This window comes from Alteromonas sp. McT4-15 (assembly GCF_020515205.1).
GTDB lineage: Bacteria > Pseudomonadota > Gammaproteobacteria > Enterobacterales > Alteromonadaceae > Alteromonas.
In genome coordinates, this window is the sequence record NZ_JAJALG010000004.1 from 146,185 (window position 1) to 166,506 (window position 20,322).

Consider the following 20,322-nt stretch of genomic DNA (forward strand, 5'->3'; position numbering starts at 1 on the left):
TCTGCTTGATTAACTATTGGTACTTCTTAAGTTCCAGTCTCGATACCATACCTTTATGTACTTCATCTGGACCATCAGCAAGACGAAGTGCTCGAGCGCCTGCGGCAAATCGCGCAAGTGGGAAGTCGCTACACATGCCTGCACCACCATGAATTTGTAGCGCCATATCTACTACACTTTGCAGCATATTTGGTACCACGACCTTGATAGCGGAAATTTCTGTCATGGCGTGTTTTACGCCCAAGTTGTCAATTTTCCACGCAGCGTGAAGAGTTAGTAAGCGCGCTTGTTCTATTGCCATTCGTGCATCGGCAACGCGTTCAAGGTTGCCACCCAAGCGAATAATAGGCTTACCAAAGGCAACGCGTTCATGACCGCGCTTAAGAGCAAGTTCTAGGGCTTTTTCAGCCATGCCGATGGCGCGCATACAGTGATGAATACGCCCTGGCCCTAAGCGACCTTGTGCAATGGCAAACCCTTTGCCTAGGCCCATAATAAGGTTGTCTTTACTTACTCGTACGTTGTCAAAGTGCATTTCACCGTGACCGTAAGGGGCGTCATAATCGCCATAGGCGTCAAGCATACGCTTAATGGTGATCCCTGGTGTATCAAGTGGTACAACGACCATACTATGACGGCTATGTTTATCGTTTTCAGGGTTAGATAGCCCCATAAAAATAGTAATTGCTGCGTTAGGGTGCCCTAAGCCCGTAGACCACCATTTCTTGCCATTAATCACAACATCGTCACCATCTTCAATAATGGTGGCTGCCATGTTCGTTGCGTCTGACGATGCCACATCAGGTTCGGTCATACCAAATACAGAGCGAATCTCACCTGCCAATAAAGGCGTTAGCCATTTGTCTTTTTGCGCGTCGTTACCAAAATGATAAAGCACTTCCATATTGCCTGTATCTGGGGCATTACAGTTAAATATTTCTGGCGCAAAAAGGTATTTACCCATGCGCTCCGCCATGGGCGCATACTCTAATGTTGTAAGCCTTTGCCCAAGCTTGGCGTCGGGCAAAAACAAGTTCGCTAACCCCGCTTCTCGCGCTTTCGCTTTTAGTGCTTCAGTGCCAGGGTGAAGTTTCCAGTTTTTCCAGTCGCCGTGGTTGTTTTCTTTGTGGTGAAAGTCGTATACCTCATTCTCAATAGGCTCAATATGCTCTGCGATGAAAGCGTCGAGTTTCTCAAGTAAGGCTTTGGTTTTATCGTTATGCGAAAAGTCCATAGGGCACCTAATCAAATTGGTTGCGTTTTGACCTATAGTAGTGAAAGTTATTAAGTGAATGAAATGAAATATAATCCTCTATTGTTGTGAATTTTGTTCATGGTGTTAGGCTGGTGGCTTATAGCAAGACGCCAAGCAGATAATGCAAACAACTAAGTAGTGGACAGGGGCAAGAATGAGTGAGCAGCGGCAGTTTGAAAAACTCGATCTCAATTTACTCAAGGTGTTCGAAGCCTTATGGCAGCACAAAAACATGACGCGAGTAGCCGAAGCGCTGCATATTACACCTTCTGCTGTTAGCCACGCTATGCGACGGTTTCGCGATATACTAGGCGACCCTTTATTCGTTAAAGAAAAGCAAAGTATGCTGCCAACCGCTGCCTGCGAGCGTCTTGCGCCGACCATCTTGCAAGCGCTTAGCAACATTCGAAAAGCATTGGGTGAGTTTTCAAACTTTAACCCAGCCCATAGCCATCAGCGTTTTGTGATTGCGATGCAAGAGTCACTCGAACTGGGTGTGCTACCTACGCTATTGGCAAGGTTAGAAAAAGAAGCGCCAAACGTTGAAGTGGTCAGTACTCGTCTTCACCGCGACACTATGCTCAGTGACTTAAGCAATCGCAGTTTGCACTTAGTGATTGATATCGGACGGGCTGTTGCCTCTCCCATCTCGCATTCTTTGCTGCGTCGCGATACCTACAGAGTGTTGATGAATAAAAACAACCCTCTAGTGACCACACTGGATAAACGCCGATATCTTGCAGCGCGTCATATTACGGTGTCGAACCGTGCAAAGGGGGCCTCGGTTGAAGAAATTGCGCTACAACAATTGGGTGTGAGTAGACCCTCATTATGGCGCTGCCAAAACTACCGTGCTGCTGCTGATGTGGTTTCAAGTACTCACGCGCTGCTCACGCTTCCCGGCTCGGTAGCTGATGCAGTGGCTGACGACAACGTGATAAGTACAAAACTACCTTACGGGCTTCCTGCACTTGAAACGCACTTATACTGGCATAGTCAGCATGAGGGGGAGCCAGGCTTAATGTGGTTGAAAGATTTAATGTTACATCTTTTCGTCGAATCTGGTCATGGTAAGTAATGTTTGATAGCATGCGCGCATTATTTGATTGAGTATATCTATGAAGATCCACACGTTACCTGGCTATATACAGCACATTTATCTTGTTGAAGAGGATAATAAGCTACTATTGCTAGATGGCTGTAGTCGTGCAGATGTGGATAAGGTATGTGCTTATATTACTCAAACCCTTGGGCGGCCGCTGAGCGACTTAGTGTTAGTGGTGGTCACGCACATGCACCCTGATCACGCCGGGGGCGCGATACGTCTTCGCGAGCGCACAGGGGCGCAAGTAGCCGCACATCCTAAAGCGCCTCACTGGTATAGTGGGGTTACCGGGCGTGTGGCCCATAGTATCGATTTGTTGCTTACCTTGTGGGTGGCAAGCCGCATTGGAAAACCCAAAATGCCAGTGTGGTATAACCCTGTTCTAACGCCAGATCTATTATTACAAGACGGACAGCGGCTACCTGGCTTCGCTAATTGGCAGATAATGTACACACCAGGTCACACCAACCATGATTTATCTGTTGTTCACGTACCAAGCCAGCAGGCTTATATTGCTGACGTGTTAGTGAAAGTAAAAGGCGAATTAGTACCACCATATCCTCTTTGCCATCCTAATCAATACAGAGACAGCTTAACCAAGCTAGCTCAGTCACAAATTGATACATTCTTTTGTGCGCACGTTGAGCCAACAAAGAAAGACGATATCGACTTTGAACACGTTATAGAAAATGCACCGCGAAAGCCCAAGAATCACTGGCATTCCAGCAAAAATAGAATCAAGAAAAAGTTGTTTGGCCTTACTCGAGAACACTAAATCAAACTTGCCGTAAACGCATTACCGAAGGGTTTTACGTGGCATTACCCTTGCTTTTACCCGCTTTACAACCACATTTAAACTATGCACAGTGTTATGTAGGGGCAACTGCGAAATACGCAGCAGGTGCCGCTCAGTAGAGGGCACAGCAAGGTAATTAAAAGGAGTAATGCGGGCTGTATGCAAAAAAATATCGCTACGCTGTTTGATAAAACACGGGCTGTGGCGTCGTTAACTGGCGACAAACTGGCTGATGTGTTTAGCAAAGAAACGCACCGATTTACCATTACAGGGCTTAGTCGCAGTGGCAAGTCGATGCTGTTTACCAGTCTTATCACTATGCTGAAAAGTCGAAGTGAAGAGGGCTATGCCTGCTTGCCATTACTGCGTTATCTCCCGCCCTCACAAGTGTTAGACATGCAAATAGCGCCCATCGAGGGCTATAAACCCTTTCCTCATTTAGACAACATAAAAGCACTAGAGCAAGGTATTTGGCCTGATGCCACTGAAGAAGCTTATGGTTTTAAGTTAATTGTTCGGCTCAAGCAAACCGCGTCGCTTAAGCGCCACGTATTGCCGCACACAGACGTGGTGTTTGAATTTATTGATTATCCCGGAGAGTGGATAACCGATATTCCCATGCTAAGTAAAACCTACGCACAGTGGTCAGACTCGGCGTGGGCTCAACTTAGCAGTGGTCCTCAACAATATTACGCGAATACGTGGAAGGCCGTTGTTAATCAGTTCGATTTTGAGCAAGCACCTACCCCTGAGCGCATAACACAACTACTTAATGCCTATCGAAGTTATTTGGTAGAGGCAAAAGCCAATGGCATATCGCTGTTGCAGCCGGGAAGTTTTTTGCTGGAGTCCAGTGACTTTAATTGGCGTGAATTTGGTTTTACGCCACTGCCTTCAAGTATAACAAGCGACGTGTCACACCCTTGGTTTATTGCGTTTAACAAGCACTTTTCAACGTTTCAAACGAAATGGCTCACGCCACTGAAGCAGTCCATTTTCAAAGAAACTGACAAACAAATCATTCTTATCGATTTGTTTGAAGGGCTAAATCACAGTAGACAGCACCTATATCAGCTTAAAGAAACGCTAAGTCATTTAGCCGATACCTTCGTCTATGGGCAAAGCGGGTGGTTCTCGCGCACTATTTTGAAAAAAGAACAAATTGGCCGAGTCGCATTTGTTGCCACTAAAGCTGATCTTATTCCTCATAGTCAACGAGACAACTTGTTGAGTTTACTCACTCAGATAACAGAAGGGGCACGGGCTCGATTTACCGATAAGCCTATTCAATTTGAACACTTTTTGGTATCAGCTATGCAGGTTACTGACGAAGGGGGAAGCGATAACGCTATACGCTACAAAAATAGCGAAGGGCAGTATGTAGAATCCACATTTGAGCCGGTGCCACGTAAATTAAAAGAGATGGAAGAAGGGAGTCATTTTCCCGTGCCACACGTAACCGTGCCTTCCGACTTTAAGGCGCGCATTCTGGCAGGAAAAGGCATAGACAGATTACTGCAATTTTTACTCGGGAAAGAAGAGATTTAGAGCGTGTTGGGCTTAAACACAAAAGCGCCAAGCGTAAACAGGCCGACGTGCTGCTAGGCAATAACGTACACGGGCTTATGAAGGTATTAGCATGAACGAAAAACCACAATATAAAACGAAAGTAACTACACAGACTTTAGATATTGCTCAGCCCGAAACAAAACTGCCGCAGCAGGTGGCACAAGATGTATGGGAAGTAGACGCCAAAGATAAAGGCGTGTCGTTGGGTACGGCAACATTGGGCTTTGGTGTAGTGTCATTGTTAGGCTTTTTTGTTTTTGAAGCCTACACCACATTAATGGCAAATATGGCCGAACACCCCATCGGGGCAAGTGTATTAGGCGTTATATTAGCGGGCTTTGTCAGTTGCTTTAGTTTTTTAAGTTTTCGAGAGTGGCGAGGCTATAAGCAAGTGAATACCGCAATGGATGATGCGGGTGCTATTCGCACGTTGCTTGCGAGCAAAGGCAGTGAATCCTCACCGCAGAAAGTGCAAAGTGTGTTACTAAATCACGGTAAGCGATTTAGTAAAGGGTCTTACGCTGCACACTGCTTTGAGCGCTATCAGCAGCAATTGCAAAGCGACATGACATCGGCCGAGTATTTAGGGTTATATGAAGATACCGTACTAACACAAGTGCAAGCCAAAGCGCACAAAGTGTTAAACAAAGAATCTGTGACCGCGGGAAGTCTGGCATTTATTAGCCCCAATAATCTCATTCAAACGTTTGCGGTAATTTGGATAAGCTTTAGAACCATTCGGCGTTTGGCAAGAGTTTACGGGCTTCGCCCCAGTACAGTAGGTAACTGGAAGTTACTTAAAGTGCTTGCTCAAAATATTGCAGCGCAAGGCGTGTTTGACTTAGCCACAGATGAAGTGGCCAATCAAATTGGCGGCAGTTTGTCGGCTAGATTTATGGAAAATTCAGCCGAAGCCATTGCAGCAGGCGCGCTAAACGCAAGGTTAGGACGAGCGCTTATAAAACTGCTTAAGTAGCCAATCTGCGGGCAGTTAAAGCGCTTTTTTAGTTGGCATAACAACGTTGGCAAAAATAAGTCCAGCCACTAATGACATGAAGATCAAAAACACTTCTTGGCCAAGGTGGTCGGCTTTAACAAAGTCTTGCCCTGTCATAAATGAGTTCAAACCAATGTATGTCTTAGAGCCAGGCACCAACACAATTAATCCGTGCATAGCCACAATAGTGGCCGGTTGATTGGCAATTCGGGTAAACGCATTAGCAAAGATACCCAAGGCAAAAGCACCCACGAAAGCCCCTAATCCCGGACTCATATAATCTGAACTAAATGCGGTAGCACTGTACGCGATAAATGCTGCGGCAAGCGCCCACGGAATATGTTTCAAGCGTGTACGGAAAATCGCAACAAGTGCAAAACACAATAAAAATACCGCCAACCACGTCGCCCAGTAAGGCAGTGATTCTGCAGGCGTATAAATGTTTTCGCCAAATGCACTAAACCCAACTGATACGCCAAGAAACGCACCAAAATACAGCTTAAACAGTTGCATGATGGCATCCATGGTACGGGCTGTACCTGATACCATATTGCGCGACGACAATTCGGCAAGCCCCATGGTGAGTGCAAGACCAGGTACAAATACAATGACTGACGACAGTACCACTAACGGAATGTTAATACCTGGGTCAATATAGCTGCCCACAGCACAGGCTAAAATGCCGCCAACAAAGGCCGTGACGGGTTCAAGCATCAGGTTAACCCGCTTCGACTTTTGTGCCCAAAGTGTCCAAAGGTAGGCCACAATACCTAGCGCGCCAGACCAGCCAATTTCGCTCCAGCTTGCTCCCATTAGCATGGCGAACGCACCTGTCGCCATGGCAAACGCAACACCCGTTACGAATTTGCCATAGGGGCTGCCCATCGCGTCAATTTCATTTAAGCGTTTATCAGCTTCGCTAAGTGATAATTTTCCCGCCAATAATTCACTGGCCAGTTCATCGGTTAACGACAGCGCGTTCATATCAAGGTCGCCAGGTAAAAGGCGCGCGGCGTGATTATATTCGTCTTCGTGGCGATCGCTCCAAATCACAAACGTGAGCGACGTCGGTGTAGAAATAAACGAAGCGTTTACACCCAAGTACTTTGCTACCTCGCCTAAATAGGCTTCTAAACGAAACGCAGGCGTACCGTACTTGTGCAGCATTTTTCCAAGCTTCACGATAAATCTACGAATTTGAATAAATTCAACGGTATCCAACGCACTGTCCTTCAAACATAAAACGGCTATGACAACCCCAATATGGGTTAAATATAATAAAAAAGCCAGACGAACACACTGGTATGTCTGGCTAAAATTTGCGCGGATTGTACGGAGGGTTTGCGCGGAAATCAAAACATATTTTTTCTTATTTTGCGTAAGAAAAACTAATGCTTTTTCAGTTGGTGTTTTTTCCGCGCTAAAGGTGTAGTTATATGTTTTTACGACCTTTTATTTGTTTCTATGGACATGGTCCTTGCATAGTAAATGTAGGTTCGCCTTGAGGGTTGTAAAAGCGCCACGTACAGGTTTCACTTCCACCACCACCGCCATTACTTGGTTGAGGAACAAAGTTAAAGCCTCTACCGTAATCTGTTAAGCCGCCATCCCCAAAATGACCGCCCGAAGCGCTTGATTGTACGCTCGCCTCCCAATACTTATTGAGGTGTTCGAGCATGCACGCATCGGTGTTCGTCACGGTTCCTGTTTTCAATGTACTGATTGCAATTCCATCTATTCTAGAAGCACTTTCGTTAACAGCTATATCGATAACATTGTCTTGCATGTGAACATTGTATGAAATCTTATTTGTCGGCAGGCCTGGAACGTCGCTTGTAAAGTCAGCTACTAATAATCTATTGTTGGTGACAAATTCCCAACTACCTCCAATGCCTACGCTCCCTGCTCCTGCGGAAAAATTAACGCCAGTGAATCGACTGTAAGTAAACTGAGATGCTGGGTTGGAATACCTACGCCTGAAGTCGGCTTGCACAGAGTCCAGTACGCTGGTGATAGTTCGAGGATCAAATCCGGCTCTAACTGCCTTCGCAGTACTAGAGTTTTCATCGCAGTTACTCGAGGTATAAGTACCTAAGATACTCTTTGATGAAGAGGAAGCAAAACTTGTATTTGCTGTAGAGTTAAATATAGCTGATGGGCTTTCAAAGTCTTTGTTAACAGAAGCAATAACAGCATCTAATTTTGCGTATTCTGTAATGATATCGTTCATCAAACTCCTTGCTTGACTACTGACATTAAAACTCTGAGCTTTTAACTCTAATTCGTACTCTGCACTGCCCTGATTATTGTGAAATACTCTGTATCCCCAGATCTGTCTTGTTGAAGCGTTTGCTACGAGTACTTCATTGGGTTGGGAGTAACAAGATTGTGTGTAATCAGGACTAAAGATGTCGTCGCTATAGCACGTCAATTCTGGCTCAAACTCGCGCGAGAGTACTATGCTTTTTGCTTCCGTTTCGTTGCAGTTATAACAAATTTTTGCCTGATAATTTTCTGCAGTTGCAGAAAAGGCGATTGGCAATATTGATACTAAGCACAATTTGCTAACTATCGATTTCCATTTTCCATTTTCCATTTTCCATTTTTAAAAGTTTAAAAAATTGCTATACATCCGTCTTGATAGCTTAGTAACACTCCTCCATTATTAACATACTGTCAACATAATTGTGTATTTTTTGAACCGAGCTTGGCTTGCGAGAACGGCATCCAGTCTTTCCATACAGGCTCTAAACCATTTGCGGCGAGGGAATTGACTACCTTATCGACAGGTCTATTATCGTCTATATCAAATTGATTTAGTGCTGTGGTTGGTGTGCTGTAGCCACCTGGTTGCGTTTGCGATGCCGCGCTCATCGACGTAATTCCCAAAGGGGCAGCGCCATCTCTAAAAGCTGCTGACTCGCGGGTTGATAAAGAAAGTTCTGCATACGGATTAAACAACCGGTGTGCGCATATTAGTTGAAGTAATTGCTTTTCATCTGGCAAGTGTTGAGAGTGCTGTGCATTGTCTCGGTTTCCTTCGCATGCGCGCAATCGGGGAAACGAAATAGAGACTCGACTTTGCCAATAATGTTTTTGTATTAGTCGGCCATGCAAGGCGGTCATTACGCTGTCTACACGCCAGTCGCCAAGGCCGAGTAGGGCACCTATACCAATTTTGTCTATACCCGCTTGGCCAATGCGATCACTGGCTTCTAGTCGCCACAAAAAATCCTGCTTTTTACCACGCGTGTGTACCCTGGCGTAATACTGGGGTGAATAGGTCTCCTGATAAACCAACACCGCGTCTAACCCTTTTTCTTTTAATGTTTTGTAGTGATTTAGCGTAAGCGGCTGAACCTCCATCATTAGATAACTTACTTTGTCGCGAATAGCGTCAATGGTGCGCTCGAAATATTCCATGCCTACTTTGGTTTCGTGTTCACCCGTGACAAGCAGTAATTGCGAAAACCCCATTGCGTTAATTGCAGCAACCTCGGATAGCGTATCGCTAATTGACAATATGGTGCGCTTAATCTTGTTGCTCATGGTGAACCCGCAATAGGTGCATTCATTGGCACATAGGTTCGAGAGGTATAACGGCACAAATAACTGCATTGTGTTACCAAAGCGATGGCGGGTAAGGTGGTAAGCACGGCTTGCCATTGCTTCTAAGTAGTTTGCGCCAGCAGGTGAGATAAGCGCCATAAAGTCATCAAGCTCGAGTTTCTCTTTGCTAAGGGCGTGTTCCACATCATTGCGCGTTTTACTGTGAAGCGTTAGGGCAATATGAGACAAATCTTGTTGTAGCAAAGCGTCGGCTACTTTCATACTGTGCACTCCCACATTACGTTAGCGCGCGGTCTAAAAAAGCCGTTAGCGGGCTAGATGCTTGCGCTGTACGGTGTGTTGTACCAAGCCCGGCTTCAAACGCTTGCCGGCCGGTTTCTACCGCACTGGCAAAGGCATTGGCCATGGCAACGGGATTGCGCGCTGTGGCAATGGCAGTGTTGACCAACACGGCATCTACACCCATTTCCATGGCCGCCATGGCATCGCTGGGTTTTCCTATGCCTGCGTCTACAATGACAGGCACCGTCGCCTGCTCAACAATAATGTGTAAGAAGGGTTTAGTTTGAAGGCCCTGATTACTACCAATTGGCGCACCCAATGGCATTACGGCAGCGCAGCCAACTCCCTCTAATCGTTTACAAAGTACAGGGTCGGCCCCGCAATATGGCAAAACATGAAAACCTTTTTTAACCAGTACTTCAGCGGCTTTAAGGGTTTCAATGGGGTCGGGAAGCAAATATCGTTGGTCAGGGTGTATTTCTAACTTTATCCACTGACTGCCAATTGCTTCATAGGCGAGTTCAGCAGCAAATATCGCTTCTTGTGCAGTTTTAGCTCCAGAGGTATTTGGTAATAGGGTGACTCCAAGATTGCGTAAAACACTCAGTGTCATGTCTGTACACGTATTGCTGGCTACGCGTTTCATCGCCAGTGTCACAATAGCGCTTTGTGAGGCCCCAAGGGCATCTTGCATTGTATCGGGATCACTGAATTTTCCTGTACCAGTAAGTAATCGAGAGGAAAAAGAATGGTTGGCAAGCGTTAACATTATCTCAGCCTCCGGCTACAAGTGTGAATATATCGATGGTGTCACCACAATTTAAGTGGGTTGTTGACCACTCTCGTTTACTGACAATGGTGCTGTTCACCGCAACGGCTGTACCTACGCTGTCGAGTGATTTCAATGCGATAAGCTCGCTTAGAGATATAGGCGCAATAACATTCATGGCCTGACTGTTAACGTTGATATGTATTTGAGTCACTGGCAAACCTCGCAATGTGATGAAGGTAAAAGCGAAAACGACTGCATGCTGCCTTGTGCAACATGACAGTTGAGGTAGCGTCCCCATTGGATATCCGCACTGTAGCGTTTAGACAGAAAAAGTAACGCTTGCGCAGCTTGATGGCAGGCGGCCATACCAACCGCAGGTCCAAGCACCCCTTGGCTGATGCAATCCTCTTGAAGAGTAATATGCTCGACTAAGCAGGCATAACAGCCTGTGTTTTTAACCTGTGATGAGATGTTTATTGCCTGCCACGTTACACCGCTAGCACTTGCCATAAATAACGGGATTGAAGACGCTATACAGGCATGATTTATTTGCTGGCGCGTGGCAACTGAGTCGGTGCAATCAAGTACGCAAGTCGCATTGCTTAGTAAGGTTGGTAAGTTGTTACTATCAACAAATAAGTTTTTATAAATGCAGGTTGTGTGTGGGTTAACTTTTTTGAGTTCATTACAAAGCGCTTTGGCTTTAAGCTCGCCCAAGTGCATTTCGTTGTAGGCAATTTGTCGTTGTAGGTTGCTCATGTCGACAACATCACCATCAATTAATGTAATTTTACCTACGCCAGCGCCTACCAAATAGCGTGAGGCAAGCGTACCTAATCCACCAAGACCAATGACCACCACGTGAGACTGCATAATGTTTTGCTGCCCCTGCTCTTCAATTTCGCTAAGCCCGAGTTGTCTGCTGTAGCGCTTTATGTTCTGTTTAGTAAGCAAAGCCTGCCTCCCGCGCCAATGCGTGAAATGCGTCTTTAGGATTGTCGGCTTGCGTAATTGCCGTGACGACAGCAATGCCGTTTACGTGAGTTTGAGCAACAGCGTTAATGCGGGCGCGTGTAATACCCCCTATTGCCACGGTTGGAATGTCTTCGCAAAGCGAAACGTAATTCGCAAGTCGAGACACACCCTGAGGGCTTGAGGGCATATCCTTAGTGGTGGTAGGGAATATATGACCTAATGCAATGTAAGAGGGGGTTAAGCGTTTGACGCGTTGAATTTCTTCATAGCCATGGGTAGAAATGCCTAAGCGCAACCCTGCTTGTTGAATGGCATGCAGATTGGCATTTTCTAAATCTTCTTGGCCCAAATGTACGCCATAAGCACCCAACGCTATGGCCCATTCCCAATGGTCGTTGATGAATAGCTGACATGACGTATTACTGGTCATATCAATGGCTTGCTTGATTTGGTCGCGAATGGCATCCGGCGGGCCGTGCTTTACTCGCAGCTGTATTATTTTAACACCTGTAGGCAATAGCTCTTTTAGCCATTCGACACTATCAACCACAGGGTAAATACCCATTTCGCGTTCTATAAGTGGCGCAAAGGGTAAAAGGGAAGACGACTTACTAATCTGTGAAAGCGCACTGGCCGTGTGATTAGTACCAGCGTACACATCGGGAAAAGCACTTGGACATTGAGGAAACCCAATAGTGCGCGCGTTGAAGGTAAGCCCAGGAATTTGTGCACAATACTGACGTACATGATTTACGTACGCAATGGCGAGGGTAAGTGCATCAAGCAAATCATAATGACGCACAACAAACCCGCACAGTGCACTGGCAAGCATGCACCCTGTACCACGCAACTCGCCATTGCTATTGCGCTTGAGCGCAAATGTTCGCGTGTAATTGGCGGTGACAAAAATATCGAACACCTGAGTGTTATTTGAAGTAGCACCTAGTGGCTTGGTTAGGTGCCCACCTTTTACAAGAACTGCATGAGCGCCGAAGTTGATGAGCTGCTTAGCGCACGTCAGTGCCTCTTCCACACAGGTAATGTCGTCATTATGTTGTGCAAGCACGCCAAGTTCTTGAATATTGGGGGTAACGACATCGACAGTTTGCAGCAACTGCGTTATTGCATGGGTACTTAGCTCACTTAATTGACCGCCCGACGAACTGCTAAATACCGGATCCCAAACGACAAAAGGGCGAGTTGCGCCAAGGGCTTGTATACGAGTACACAATAGTTGTGCTTGCTCGTCATTGGCAATAGCCCCAATTTTTATTGCACTGGGCAAGGCATCCTGTGCCAACACTTGCCACTGTGCATTCAAAGCAGATACTTTTGTTATATCGCGACTTAGCATCACTGTATTTGACTGTACGGTAAGCTGAGTTGTCAGTAAGCAGGCGTGTACATCAAGGTCTGCCAGTGTAATAGCGTCGCGAGAGAGACCCGCCCCGCCACTAGAATCAATCCCACCAACACACCACACAACCCGCTTTTTCATTACCGACTGTGTCATGGCAAGTTCACCTTAGTATCTGCCGCATGGTAAAGCGCTGCGCCCGATTGATTAAAGGCCTTTGCCATATCCTGCATACCTTGCTGTTTCTCCTCAGCTTGTTTTGCTACATCACGCACTTCTTGCGAAATTTTCATGCTGCAAAACTTGGGGCCGCACATCGAGCAAAAATGCGCAACTTTGCCAGATGCCTGAGGAAGCGTTTCATCGTGATAAGCGCGGGCCGTGTGAGGGTCTAGAGACAAGTTAAATTGGTCTTCCCAGCGAAACTCGAAGCGCGCTTTTGACATGGCGTTGTCCCGTATTTGCGCGCCGGGATGGCCTTTTGCTAAGTCTGCCGCGTGCGCCGCAATTTTGTAGGTAATTAAGCCTTGCTTGACGTCTTCTTTGTTTGGCAACCCCAAGTGCTCTTTTGGCGTGACGTAGCACAGCATGGCGCAGCCATACCATCCAATCATGGCAGCACCAATGCCTGACGTGAAATGATCGTAACCCGGCGCTATGTCTGTGGTAAGTGGGCCAAGGGTATAAAACGGTGCCTCGTGGCAGTGCGTTAACTGCTCTTCCATGTTCGCTTTAATCATGTGCATTGGCACATGCCCTGGGCCTTCAATCATTACTTGAACATCGTATTCCCATGCAATTTTGGTTAGCTCGCCTAACGTGCGCAGTTCTGAAAACTGTGCATCATCGTTTGCATCCGCCACGCTGCCAGGGCGAAGGCCATCGCCAAGAGATAGCGACACGTCGTACTGCGCACAAATCTCACAAATTTCGCGAAAATGTTCATACAAAAAGCTTTGTTTGTGATGGCTCAAGCACCACTTAGCCATAATAGAACCGCCACGCGACACAATGCCCGTTACGCGTTTGGCGGTAAGGTGCACATACTCAAGCAGTACACCTGCGTGAATGGTGAAATAGTCAACCCCTTGCTCTGCCTGTTCAATAAGTGTGTCTTTAAACATTTCCCAGGTTAAGTCTTCTGCTACGCCATTAACTTTCTCTAGCGCTTGATAGATAGGGACTGTACCAAGTGGCACTGGACTGTTACGCAATAGCCATTCTCGGGTTTCGTGAATATTGCGGCCGGTAGACAAATCCATAATGGTGTCTGCACCCCAGCGAGTTGACCACACCAGCTTTTCCACTTCTTCTTCAATCGATGAGGTCACCGCGGAGTTGCCAATGTTGGCGTTAATTTTCACCAAAAAATTGCGCCCGATGATCATTGGCTCAAGTTCAGGGTGATTAATGTTGCATGGAATAATGGCACGGCCCGCGGCGACTTCATCTCGCACAAATTCAGGGGTAATAGTCTCTGGTAAGTTGGCGCCAAAGTGTTCGCCTTTGTGCTGTTGCGTTAGCTCTGCTTCTTTAATGGCCTGTCGGCTCATATTCTCTCGAATGGCAATGTATTCCATTTCGGGGGTCACAATACCTTGGCGAGCATAATGCAACTGCGTAACATTCTTGCCTTGCTTGGCTTTCAGTGGTTTACGCTCACGAATAAAGCGGAAATCTTCGGTGAAGATGTCATTTTCTCGTTCTTTAGCGAATGATGATGACACGCCATCCAGTGCAAATGTGTCGTCTCGCTCTGCAATCCATGCTTGGCGAAGTGGTGACAAGCCCTTGTGAACATCAATGGTTTGCGCTGGGTCGCCATACGGCCCTGATGTGTCATAAACAGGAATGGCTGGGTTAGGTTCAAAAAGCGGGTTTTCTTCTGTGCCACCTACCAAACTGTCGTGCTGGTGGATAAGCCGCATAGCCACTTTAACATCATCGCGGCTGCCGGTTTCGTAATGGCGTGTGGAGTTAGGGTACGCTTCGCCCGCTAGTTCATTGATAAATTGTTGCGCTTGTTTGCGCTGTTCGCGTCGTGTCGACATAGCATTTTGGCCTTAAAGGTTTAGGTTTAAAAATGCTTGTCAGGAGTGAAGGAGAATATAACGCAGGATTGAAGCAAGAAAGTTATCGCAGTACGTGGCTTTTTGCGCTGTGCAACACTAACACATCAAGATGCTAAGGCATCTAAACCATAGTAACAACGTGTGCTACTACAACAGCACAACAAAAATTCTACTTAAGCATTATATTTTCTTGTTCCCTTCGCAGGTATTAGCCTGATCAGGTTCAACGGATCCCGCTTTCGCGGTCTCAGCTTACTGGGTATCCAGTGAAGCACTCCGACAAGTAACTTGTATTTGAATATACTTAAAGTGAAATAGATTTCAAGGGGAGAAATTTATTTCTTGTCATTGCTTCTTGGCGTTTCTTCTAGTTATCGAGAGTAAAACAACGCTCACAAAGAAAAGTGCAAGATGCTCTGGTTCGCTTACCTCACTGACCTGAAGGTTGCCAGAAAACGCGCCTTCGAAATTGAGTTGGGCGCCAGTGTAAGATGAAAAGGAATCAACATACACTCCTCCCGTTATTAAACCTTTTTCAAAAGTGAAGTCTGCATATGGGGCTAAAATATGCCCGTGAATATTACCTTGTTCAAATGTGATAACTTCAGCGTTAATGAAGTTGTAGAGTATATTTGAACGCTCGGGCAGCCCCCAGAGCACGTCGAATGAATTAAGGGTAACAACGTTGTCGCTGGCTATATTAAGAACTAAAAAATCGTCAGTTTCAAACAAGCTACCCTTAAGGCCAGTATAAGTATTTAATTCGTCCAGTGTTATATCCGCAACGAACATGTTATCGCTATACGCATTATGCATATCTGCTTGTAACTCAAGTATTGAATACTGTGCATTAGCGCTCACGTTAGAATCAAGTTCTGCTAACGCTTTAGAAAATAGCGCAAGTTCTGCAAATGCATCTGCAATGTTTAAATCGCTTGTTTTGTATAGCTTACTTCCCCAAGAGAGCGGATCATGCCATTGGCTTGATGAGTCGTTCGTATAATTTCCTTTTACAACAGTATCACCCTTAATATTTCCACTGCCCTTCGCACTTAGGTCTCCCTCTACATGTAGGACTGTACCACCATTCGATGTCACTCCTACATCGTAATGATCGACTATAGCGTTGCCCCCCACGGCGATTGCGCCTTGAGAGTCTGCGTCATACAGGTTCGCATTCTGACGAGTTACAAGATTGAAGTTCGCTGACTCACCCAAACTAAGATCTATATGACTTGCTTGTGCTTGCGCAGATAGTGCAGCGATAAAGCAAATGCTAATAAGAGAAAAGGTAAGACGCATAGATACTCCACAGATACGTTCACAGATAGACAGCTAACTTCAGTAATTACATAAAACTTCGCAATGACAGCGTTGTCATTAACATTTGTCGGGGAGTATAAACGTGTGTTTGAATTTTGTACAGTGGTTTCTGCGAGTCTAACTCTCGTTAGACTCTTTGGGAGTGCAGTGCAAGCCCTTCTTTATAAAGCTGAAGGGCAGTTGCAGTGTCTTGATTACGTTCGCTTATGGCTGACAACAGCAATAAATCTTCTTTTCGCGCTTTCATTTTGGTCGCTTTTAACAACGCTTTTTCTGCAAGTACGTCGTCACCGGAGTTAAATGCTACTTGGCCAAGTGTTGAATATAACGCCACGTTGTCTTCGTCTTGCTTTATCCAGCTTTCCAGTAAGCGCAGTGACGGTGACGAGTCCGGAATGTTCAGTTGCGTGAAAAGTGGAAACAACGCACTATTGAGGCCGCGTTTTTGCCAATCAACCAGCAATTGCTGGGCGTCAGCGTGCATACCTTGATCGAGCAATTGCTGAATGTACGCTGCACGATAAGCGTCGTCGTGACGAAGTTTACGGGGTAAATTTTCCCAATAGCTCTTAAGCTCAACAGCGCCTTGTTTGCTGGCAATCTCTGCAAACTTCCCTTTTGCGATGCGCTGACTCCACGCAGTGTAATCTTCTTTTGATAGCGCTTTTCGCCAGCTACCTAAGTTATTTTGTAATGTTTGCCACTGTCCTAGTGCTGCAAGTAACTGCGCCTTTAGTTGCACAACTTGTCTGTTCTCACGAGACTTGTCATCAAGCTCATCTAATTTCGCAAGCGCAGCTTCGTGTTTGCCATCAACCATGTCGATACGTGCGTGCATCACGGTAGCGGCAAGGGTTGCATTCGCAAACTCGCTAGCTTGTTCTAGGAAATAACGCGCTTTGTCGAAGTCGTTGTTGGCGAAAGCAATTTGAGCAGAGGCTAAATAATTTACGCCTTCAAAGTCACCGTTGGTGGTTTTACTCAATGCTTTTTTAGCAGTTTCAAAGTCACCGGCTGCCATGGCATGCAAGCCATCGTAAAACGCACGCTTTCGCTTGCGTTCTCCCAGTGCACCAAACCATTTATGTGAACCTGTAAATAAGCTTAATGCCCACATGACTAGACGCAACAAGGCATAAGCACCTACTACACCAATAATAAGAAACAGGCTAAAGCTTATCACCGTCATTTCAATTCCCTTATTGCCAAGGGAAATGAGTACATAGCCTTTATCGCCCAATATCATTGGCCCGACAATGAGCGTAATTATAAATGCGGCAAGGACCGCTAACACAATCGTTAACCATCTCATAGTGCGCTAGCTCCTTGTCCAAACACTTGCTTTACACGGTTATCAAGTAACCCTTCAAGCGGCTTTTGTGCTTTTAACTCTGAAGGAGTAGGGCGAGACACGTCGGTATTAAGCAAATTCTGAATTGCGTTAACAAAACCAGTGACTTGGCTAGTCTCTATATCGAATTTTTCGATCAGCAGGGTTTGAGCGTATTGTAGCGATTGATTGTAAAGGCCTGCGTCACCCTTCAATGCCGCCGACTGTGCATGCATTAACTGTAAGCGCAGTTGCTCTTTGAGTAAAAACTGTGCTTCCAGCGACAATACTGGCTCAACCGGGCCCTCAATCGTTTTAATGGTAAATAGGTCGCCTACCAACTTATCCCATACTTTAGCTAAATTGGCTTTCCAATCATCGGTAGATTCAGACAAGGTATTGTCTTGGGCATTCACATCTTTCGGTTTTTCGAAAGTATCTAATGGCAGTTTATCAATTTGTGCAACCATGCCTGTTAGCGCGAGCGCTACCGAGCTAGGTGACACTGGATTTAGCTGTTGAAGCGTTTGAATATCTTCAGCAAGGGCAGCGCGAACGGGTAACACAGACGGGTCGGCCAAAGATTTTAAGCGTTTGTCAGCATTTACTAACAACAAAATGGCAGTGCGAACGTCATTTTCCAACCATAGCTTACGACCGGCCATACGAACGAGGTAATCTGCTTCGGCAATAAGCCAATCTGCAGGTCGTCGACCTTCCACATTCTTAATCTGCTCAAGGGCAGATTCTGCTTGCAGAGCAAGGGTTTCATTTTTCGATTGTAATGCTTTAAGTGCATTGTTGAGCGCATTATTACTCTTGGTAATTTCATCCAGTTTCGCATTCAACTGGTTACGCTCTTGTACTATTGCGTTAAGGTCGCTGGCATTCTTTTGCTGGGTGTCTAGTGTTTGCTGTTGTGCAGTTTGTTGCTGCATATAGTACCAATAACCGGCACCGGCCATTGAAAGTACTATCAAAAACAGAATGACAACGACAAACCAAAGTAGCCCGTTACCTGATGATTTGGCTTGCTTGGGCGAAGAAGGCGTATCCGTTTTTGAGTCGATAACCTCTTTTTCGGCGCTAACCGTTACCAACTCATCGCCTTGAGGACGACTCTCATTATTATTGGCCATTTAATACTCCCAGTTATCCTTTACCCAAGCCGTTAAGGCCTGATCGGTAGCGCGTGAACAAACAAACACGCAGTCCACCCCAATGTTCTTCAATGAATTGGCAATGCGCTCACTTACGGTTAACCATGGCAGGGTCAAAAGTGTATTGCCATAGTGCGTAATTAATTGGTTCGCCATTGCTTCGCTTGTAGCGATAATGCCGCTAACGTCGCTAATTTTCCACCGTTTTGTGTAAACTGGACGGGTAAGTTGCTCGCGCTTGTAAACACAAAAGCTGCTCACTTCGATGCCGCGTTGCACCAGTCCTTGCGCAATGGCATCTCGTCCACCTTCACCTTTAATAATACCTACATGTTGGCAATTTGGCTCATTGAGTTGCTGCATTGCCAATATACCTTCTGATGTATGGTCGCAAGGCGTGAGTATTGTCACATTTGGCGTGTGACTAAAAGCCTTGTGTAATTTCTTGGCGGTGGCGTCGCCCACCGCAATCAAGGTTGTCAAATGAGTATCAGTGCTACTTTTTTGCTTTATGCCTTCTACGGTAGCCTCTACGGCATACACGCTGGTTACCACTATGGCATCTAACGCTGTAGTTGAAATAAAATCGCGCGCTGCACGGCTTTCTGAGGGAATGTAAACGATATCTGATGTGGCGACGCCTACCGCATCAATACCTGCGTCCTCAAAAGCACGGGCACTTGTTTTTAATTTTGGCAACGGGCGAGTGAAAAGTAGCATCAAAGGTTCGCTAGTTATACAACGCTTTTAAAATCTCACCAGCACCTTGGGCAAGTAACGCCTCTGCGACTTCAATACCAATGTCATTAGCGCGTTCTCTTGATGCCGTAGCAGAGGCAAATAAAAGTGTTGAACCATCGGGTTTGCCCACCATCCCTGTTAAGGTAAGCGTGTCGCCATCTAGCGTTGCAAAACTACCAATAGGAACCTGACATCCCCCTTCCAGACGTTCGTTCATGGCGCGCTCAGCGGTTACACGTGTATGGGTGTCGTCGTGGTTTAAGGCTTGAAGTAGTGCGATAAGTTCATCATCGTCGTTGCGGCACTCAATGCCCACTGCGCCTTGTCCTACGGCTGGCAACGAAATATCGGCAGGCAGTGGCATGCGAATACGCGTTTCCATTTCAAGACGAATTAGGCCCGCAGAAGCGAGAATAATGGCATCGTACTCACCCGCATCTAACTTGGCGAGTCGTGTATTCACGTTGCCGCGCAAGTCCTTAATCACTAAATCAGGGCGGTATTTTCTAATTTGACACTGACGGCGCAAGCTTGATGTGCCCACAACGGCCCCTTGCGGAAGTGCATCTATGCTATCGAAATTATTCGAGACAAAAGCGTCAAATGGGTTTTCGCGCTCACAAATAGCATGCAACCCAAACCCATCAGGAAATGCCACTGGAACATCTTTCATAGAGTGCACGGCAATATCGGCTCGCCCTTCAAGCATGGCAATTTCAAGCTCTTTAATAAATAGCCCTTTGCCGCCAATTTTGGCCAATGGCGTATCTAAAATTTTATCGCCCTGAGTACTCATTGGCACCAACTCTACCGTTAGCGAAGGGTAATGCTCTATAAGCTTCGCTTTCACATATTCAGCTTGCCAAAGTGCCAGTGCACTTTTTCTTGTTGCAATGCGAATGGTACGGGTAGTGTTAAGGTGACTCATGGTGATTCCAAACAAATTAAATTTAACAGTTGTGTGTATGCTAGAGCGTGTTGCTTTGGGTTGCAAAAACGTTATGCACTAACTTCGCAC

18 protein-coding genes and 1 riboswitch are annotated in these 20,322 nt (G+C 46.1%); of the genes, 4 read left to right on the forward strand and 14 right to left on the reverse strand.

Translation table 11 applies throughout. The features are described 5' to 3' along the window. Positions 1 to 13 precede the first annotated feature (13 nt). Positions 14 to 1,234, reverse strand: a complete 1,221-nt coding sequence (locus tag LHL20_RS05160; protein ID WP_226432506.1) for an acyl-CoA dehydrogenase family protein — start codon at positions 1,232 to 1,234, stop codon at positions 14 to 16. A 175-nt stretch (positions 1,235 to 1,409) separates the two neighbouring features. Between LHL20_RS05160 and LHL20_RS05165 the strand changes: the two genes are divergently transcribed. The 4 genes from LHL20_RS05165 (at position 1,410) to LHL20_RS05180 (ending at position 5,701) form a co-directional block, all read left to right on the forward strand. Then, positions 1,410 to 2,333, forward strand: a complete 924-nt coding sequence (locus LHL20_RS05165) for a LysR family transcriptional regulator (protein ID WP_226432507.1) — start codon at positions 1,410 to 1,412, stop codon at positions 2,331 to 2,333. Between the two features lie 40 nt (positions 2,334 to 2,373). Further along, positions 2,374 to 3,135, forward strand: a complete 762-nt coding sequence (locus tag LHL20_RS05170) for an MBL fold metallo-hydrolase (RefSeq protein ID WP_226432508.1) — start codon at positions 2,374 to 2,376, stop codon at positions 3,133 to 3,135. 180 nt (positions 3,136 to 3,315) lie between these two features. After that, positions 3,316 to 4,704, forward strand: coding sequence for a YcjX family protein (locus LHL20_RS05175; protein WP_226432509.1), 1,389 nt, complete (start codon positions 3,316 to 3,318; stop codon positions 4,702 to 4,704). Between the two features lie 91 nt (positions 4,705 to 4,795). After that, a complete protein-coding gene (locus LHL20_RS05180) occupies positions 4,796 to 5,701 on the forward strand; it encodes a YcjF family protein (RefSeq protein WP_226432510.1) in 906 nt (301 codons plus the stop codon). Between the two features lie 15 nt (positions 5,702 to 5,716). Here the strand turns inward: LHL20_RS05180 and LHL20_RS05185 are convergent, their stop codons facing one another. The 13 genes from LHL20_RS05185 to hemC all read right to left on the reverse strand — a co-directional run bounded on the left by LHL20_RS05185 (position 5,717) and on the right by hemC (position 20,232). Then, positions 5,717 to 6,943, reverse strand: a complete 1,227-nt coding sequence (locus LHL20_RS05185) for a threonine/serine ThrE exporter family protein (RefSeq protein WP_226432511.1) — start codon at positions 6,941 to 6,943, stop codon at positions 5,717 to 5,719. Between the two features lie 241 nt (positions 6,944 to 7,184). Further along, on the reverse strand, positions 7,185 to 8,318 hold the full coding sequence (locus LHL20_RS05190) for a hypothetical protein (RefSeq protein ID WP_226432512.1): 1,134 nt from the start codon (positions 8,316 to 8,318) through the stop codon (positions 7,185 to 7,187). A gap of 80 nt (positions 8,319 to 8,398) precedes the next feature. Further along, on the reverse strand, positions 8,399 to 9,553 hold the full coding sequence (gene thiH / locus LHL20_RS05195) for a 2-iminoacetate synthase ThiH (protein ID WP_226432513.1): 1,155 nt from the start codon (positions 9,551 to 9,553) through the stop codon (positions 8,399 to 8,401). A 16-nt stretch (positions 9,554 to 9,569) separates the two neighbouring features. After that, positions 9,570 to 10,343, reverse strand: a complete 774-nt coding sequence (locus LHL20_RS05200; RefSeq protein ID WP_226432514.1) for a thiazole synthase — start codon at positions 10,341 to 10,343, stop codon at positions 9,570 to 9,572. A 4-nt stretch (positions 10,344 to 10,347) separates the two neighbouring features. After that, positions 10,348 to 10,557, reverse strand: a complete 210-nt coding sequence (thiS, locus tag LHL20_RS05205) for a sulfur carrier protein ThiS (protein ID WP_226432515.1) — start codon at positions 10,555 to 10,557, stop codon at positions 10,348 to 10,350. Further along, the gene (locus LHL20_RS05210) at positions 10,554 to 11,300 is read right to left on the reverse strand and encodes a HesA/MoeB/ThiF family protein (protein WP_226432516.1); all 747 of its coding nucleotides are present in this window, start codon (positions 11,298 to 11,300) and stop codon (positions 10,554 to 10,556) included. Before LHL20_RS05210 ends, thiS begins: the two co-directional genes overlap by 4 nt. Next, positions 11,290 to 12,834, reverse strand: coding sequence for a thiamine phosphate synthase (thiE, locus tag LHL20_RS05215; RefSeq protein WP_226432517.1), 1,545 nt, complete (start codon positions 12,832 to 12,834; stop codon positions 11,290 to 11,292). The genes LHL20_RS05210 and thiE overlap by 11 nt, the downstream gene beginning before the upstream one ends. Further along, entirely contained in the window at positions 12,831 to 14,729 is a 1,899-nt protein-coding gene (thiC, locus tag LHL20_RS05220; protein ID WP_226432518.1) for a phosphomethylpyrimidine synthase ThiC, read from the reverse strand. Before thiC ends, thiE begins: the two co-directional genes overlap by 4 nt. A gap of 198 nt (positions 14,730 to 14,927) precedes the next feature. Beyond that, positions 14,928 to 15,039, reverse strand: a riboswitch (TPP riboswitch). Positions 15,040 to 15,095: 56 nt separating this feature from the next. After that, positions 15,096 to 16,052 (reverse strand): choice-of-anchor A family protein, encoded by a 957-nt coding sequence (locus LHL20_RS05225; RefSeq protein ID WP_226432519.1) that lies wholly within the window; start codon positions 16,050 to 16,052, stop codon positions 15,096 to 15,098. A 148-nt stretch (positions 16,053 to 16,200) separates the two neighbouring features. Further along, entirely contained in the window at positions 16,201 to 17,385 is a 1,185-nt protein-coding gene (locus LHL20_RS05230; RefSeq protein ID WP_226432520.1) for a heme biosynthesis HemY N-terminal domain-containing protein, read from the reverse strand. Beyond that, a complete protein-coding gene (locus LHL20_RS05235) occupies positions 17,382 to 18,542 on the reverse strand; it encodes a uroporphyrinogen-III C-methyltransferase (RefSeq protein WP_226432521.1) in 1,161 nt (386 codons plus the stop codon). The genes LHL20_RS05230 and LHL20_RS05235 overlap by 4 nt, the downstream gene beginning before the upstream one ends. Beyond that, positions 18,543 to 19,283, reverse strand: a complete 741-nt coding sequence (locus LHL20_RS05240; protein WP_226432522.1) for a uroporphyrinogen-III synthase — start codon at positions 19,281 to 19,283, stop codon at positions 18,543 to 18,545. It lies immediately after the preceding gene. A 10-nt stretch (positions 19,284 to 19,293) separates the two neighbouring features. Beyond that, positions 19,294 to 20,232, reverse strand: a complete 939-nt coding sequence (gene hemC / locus LHL20_RS05245; protein ID WP_226432523.1) for a hydroxymethylbilane synthase — start codon at positions 20,230 to 20,232, stop codon at positions 19,294 to 19,296. Positions 20,233 to 20,322 lie beyond the last annotated feature (90 nt).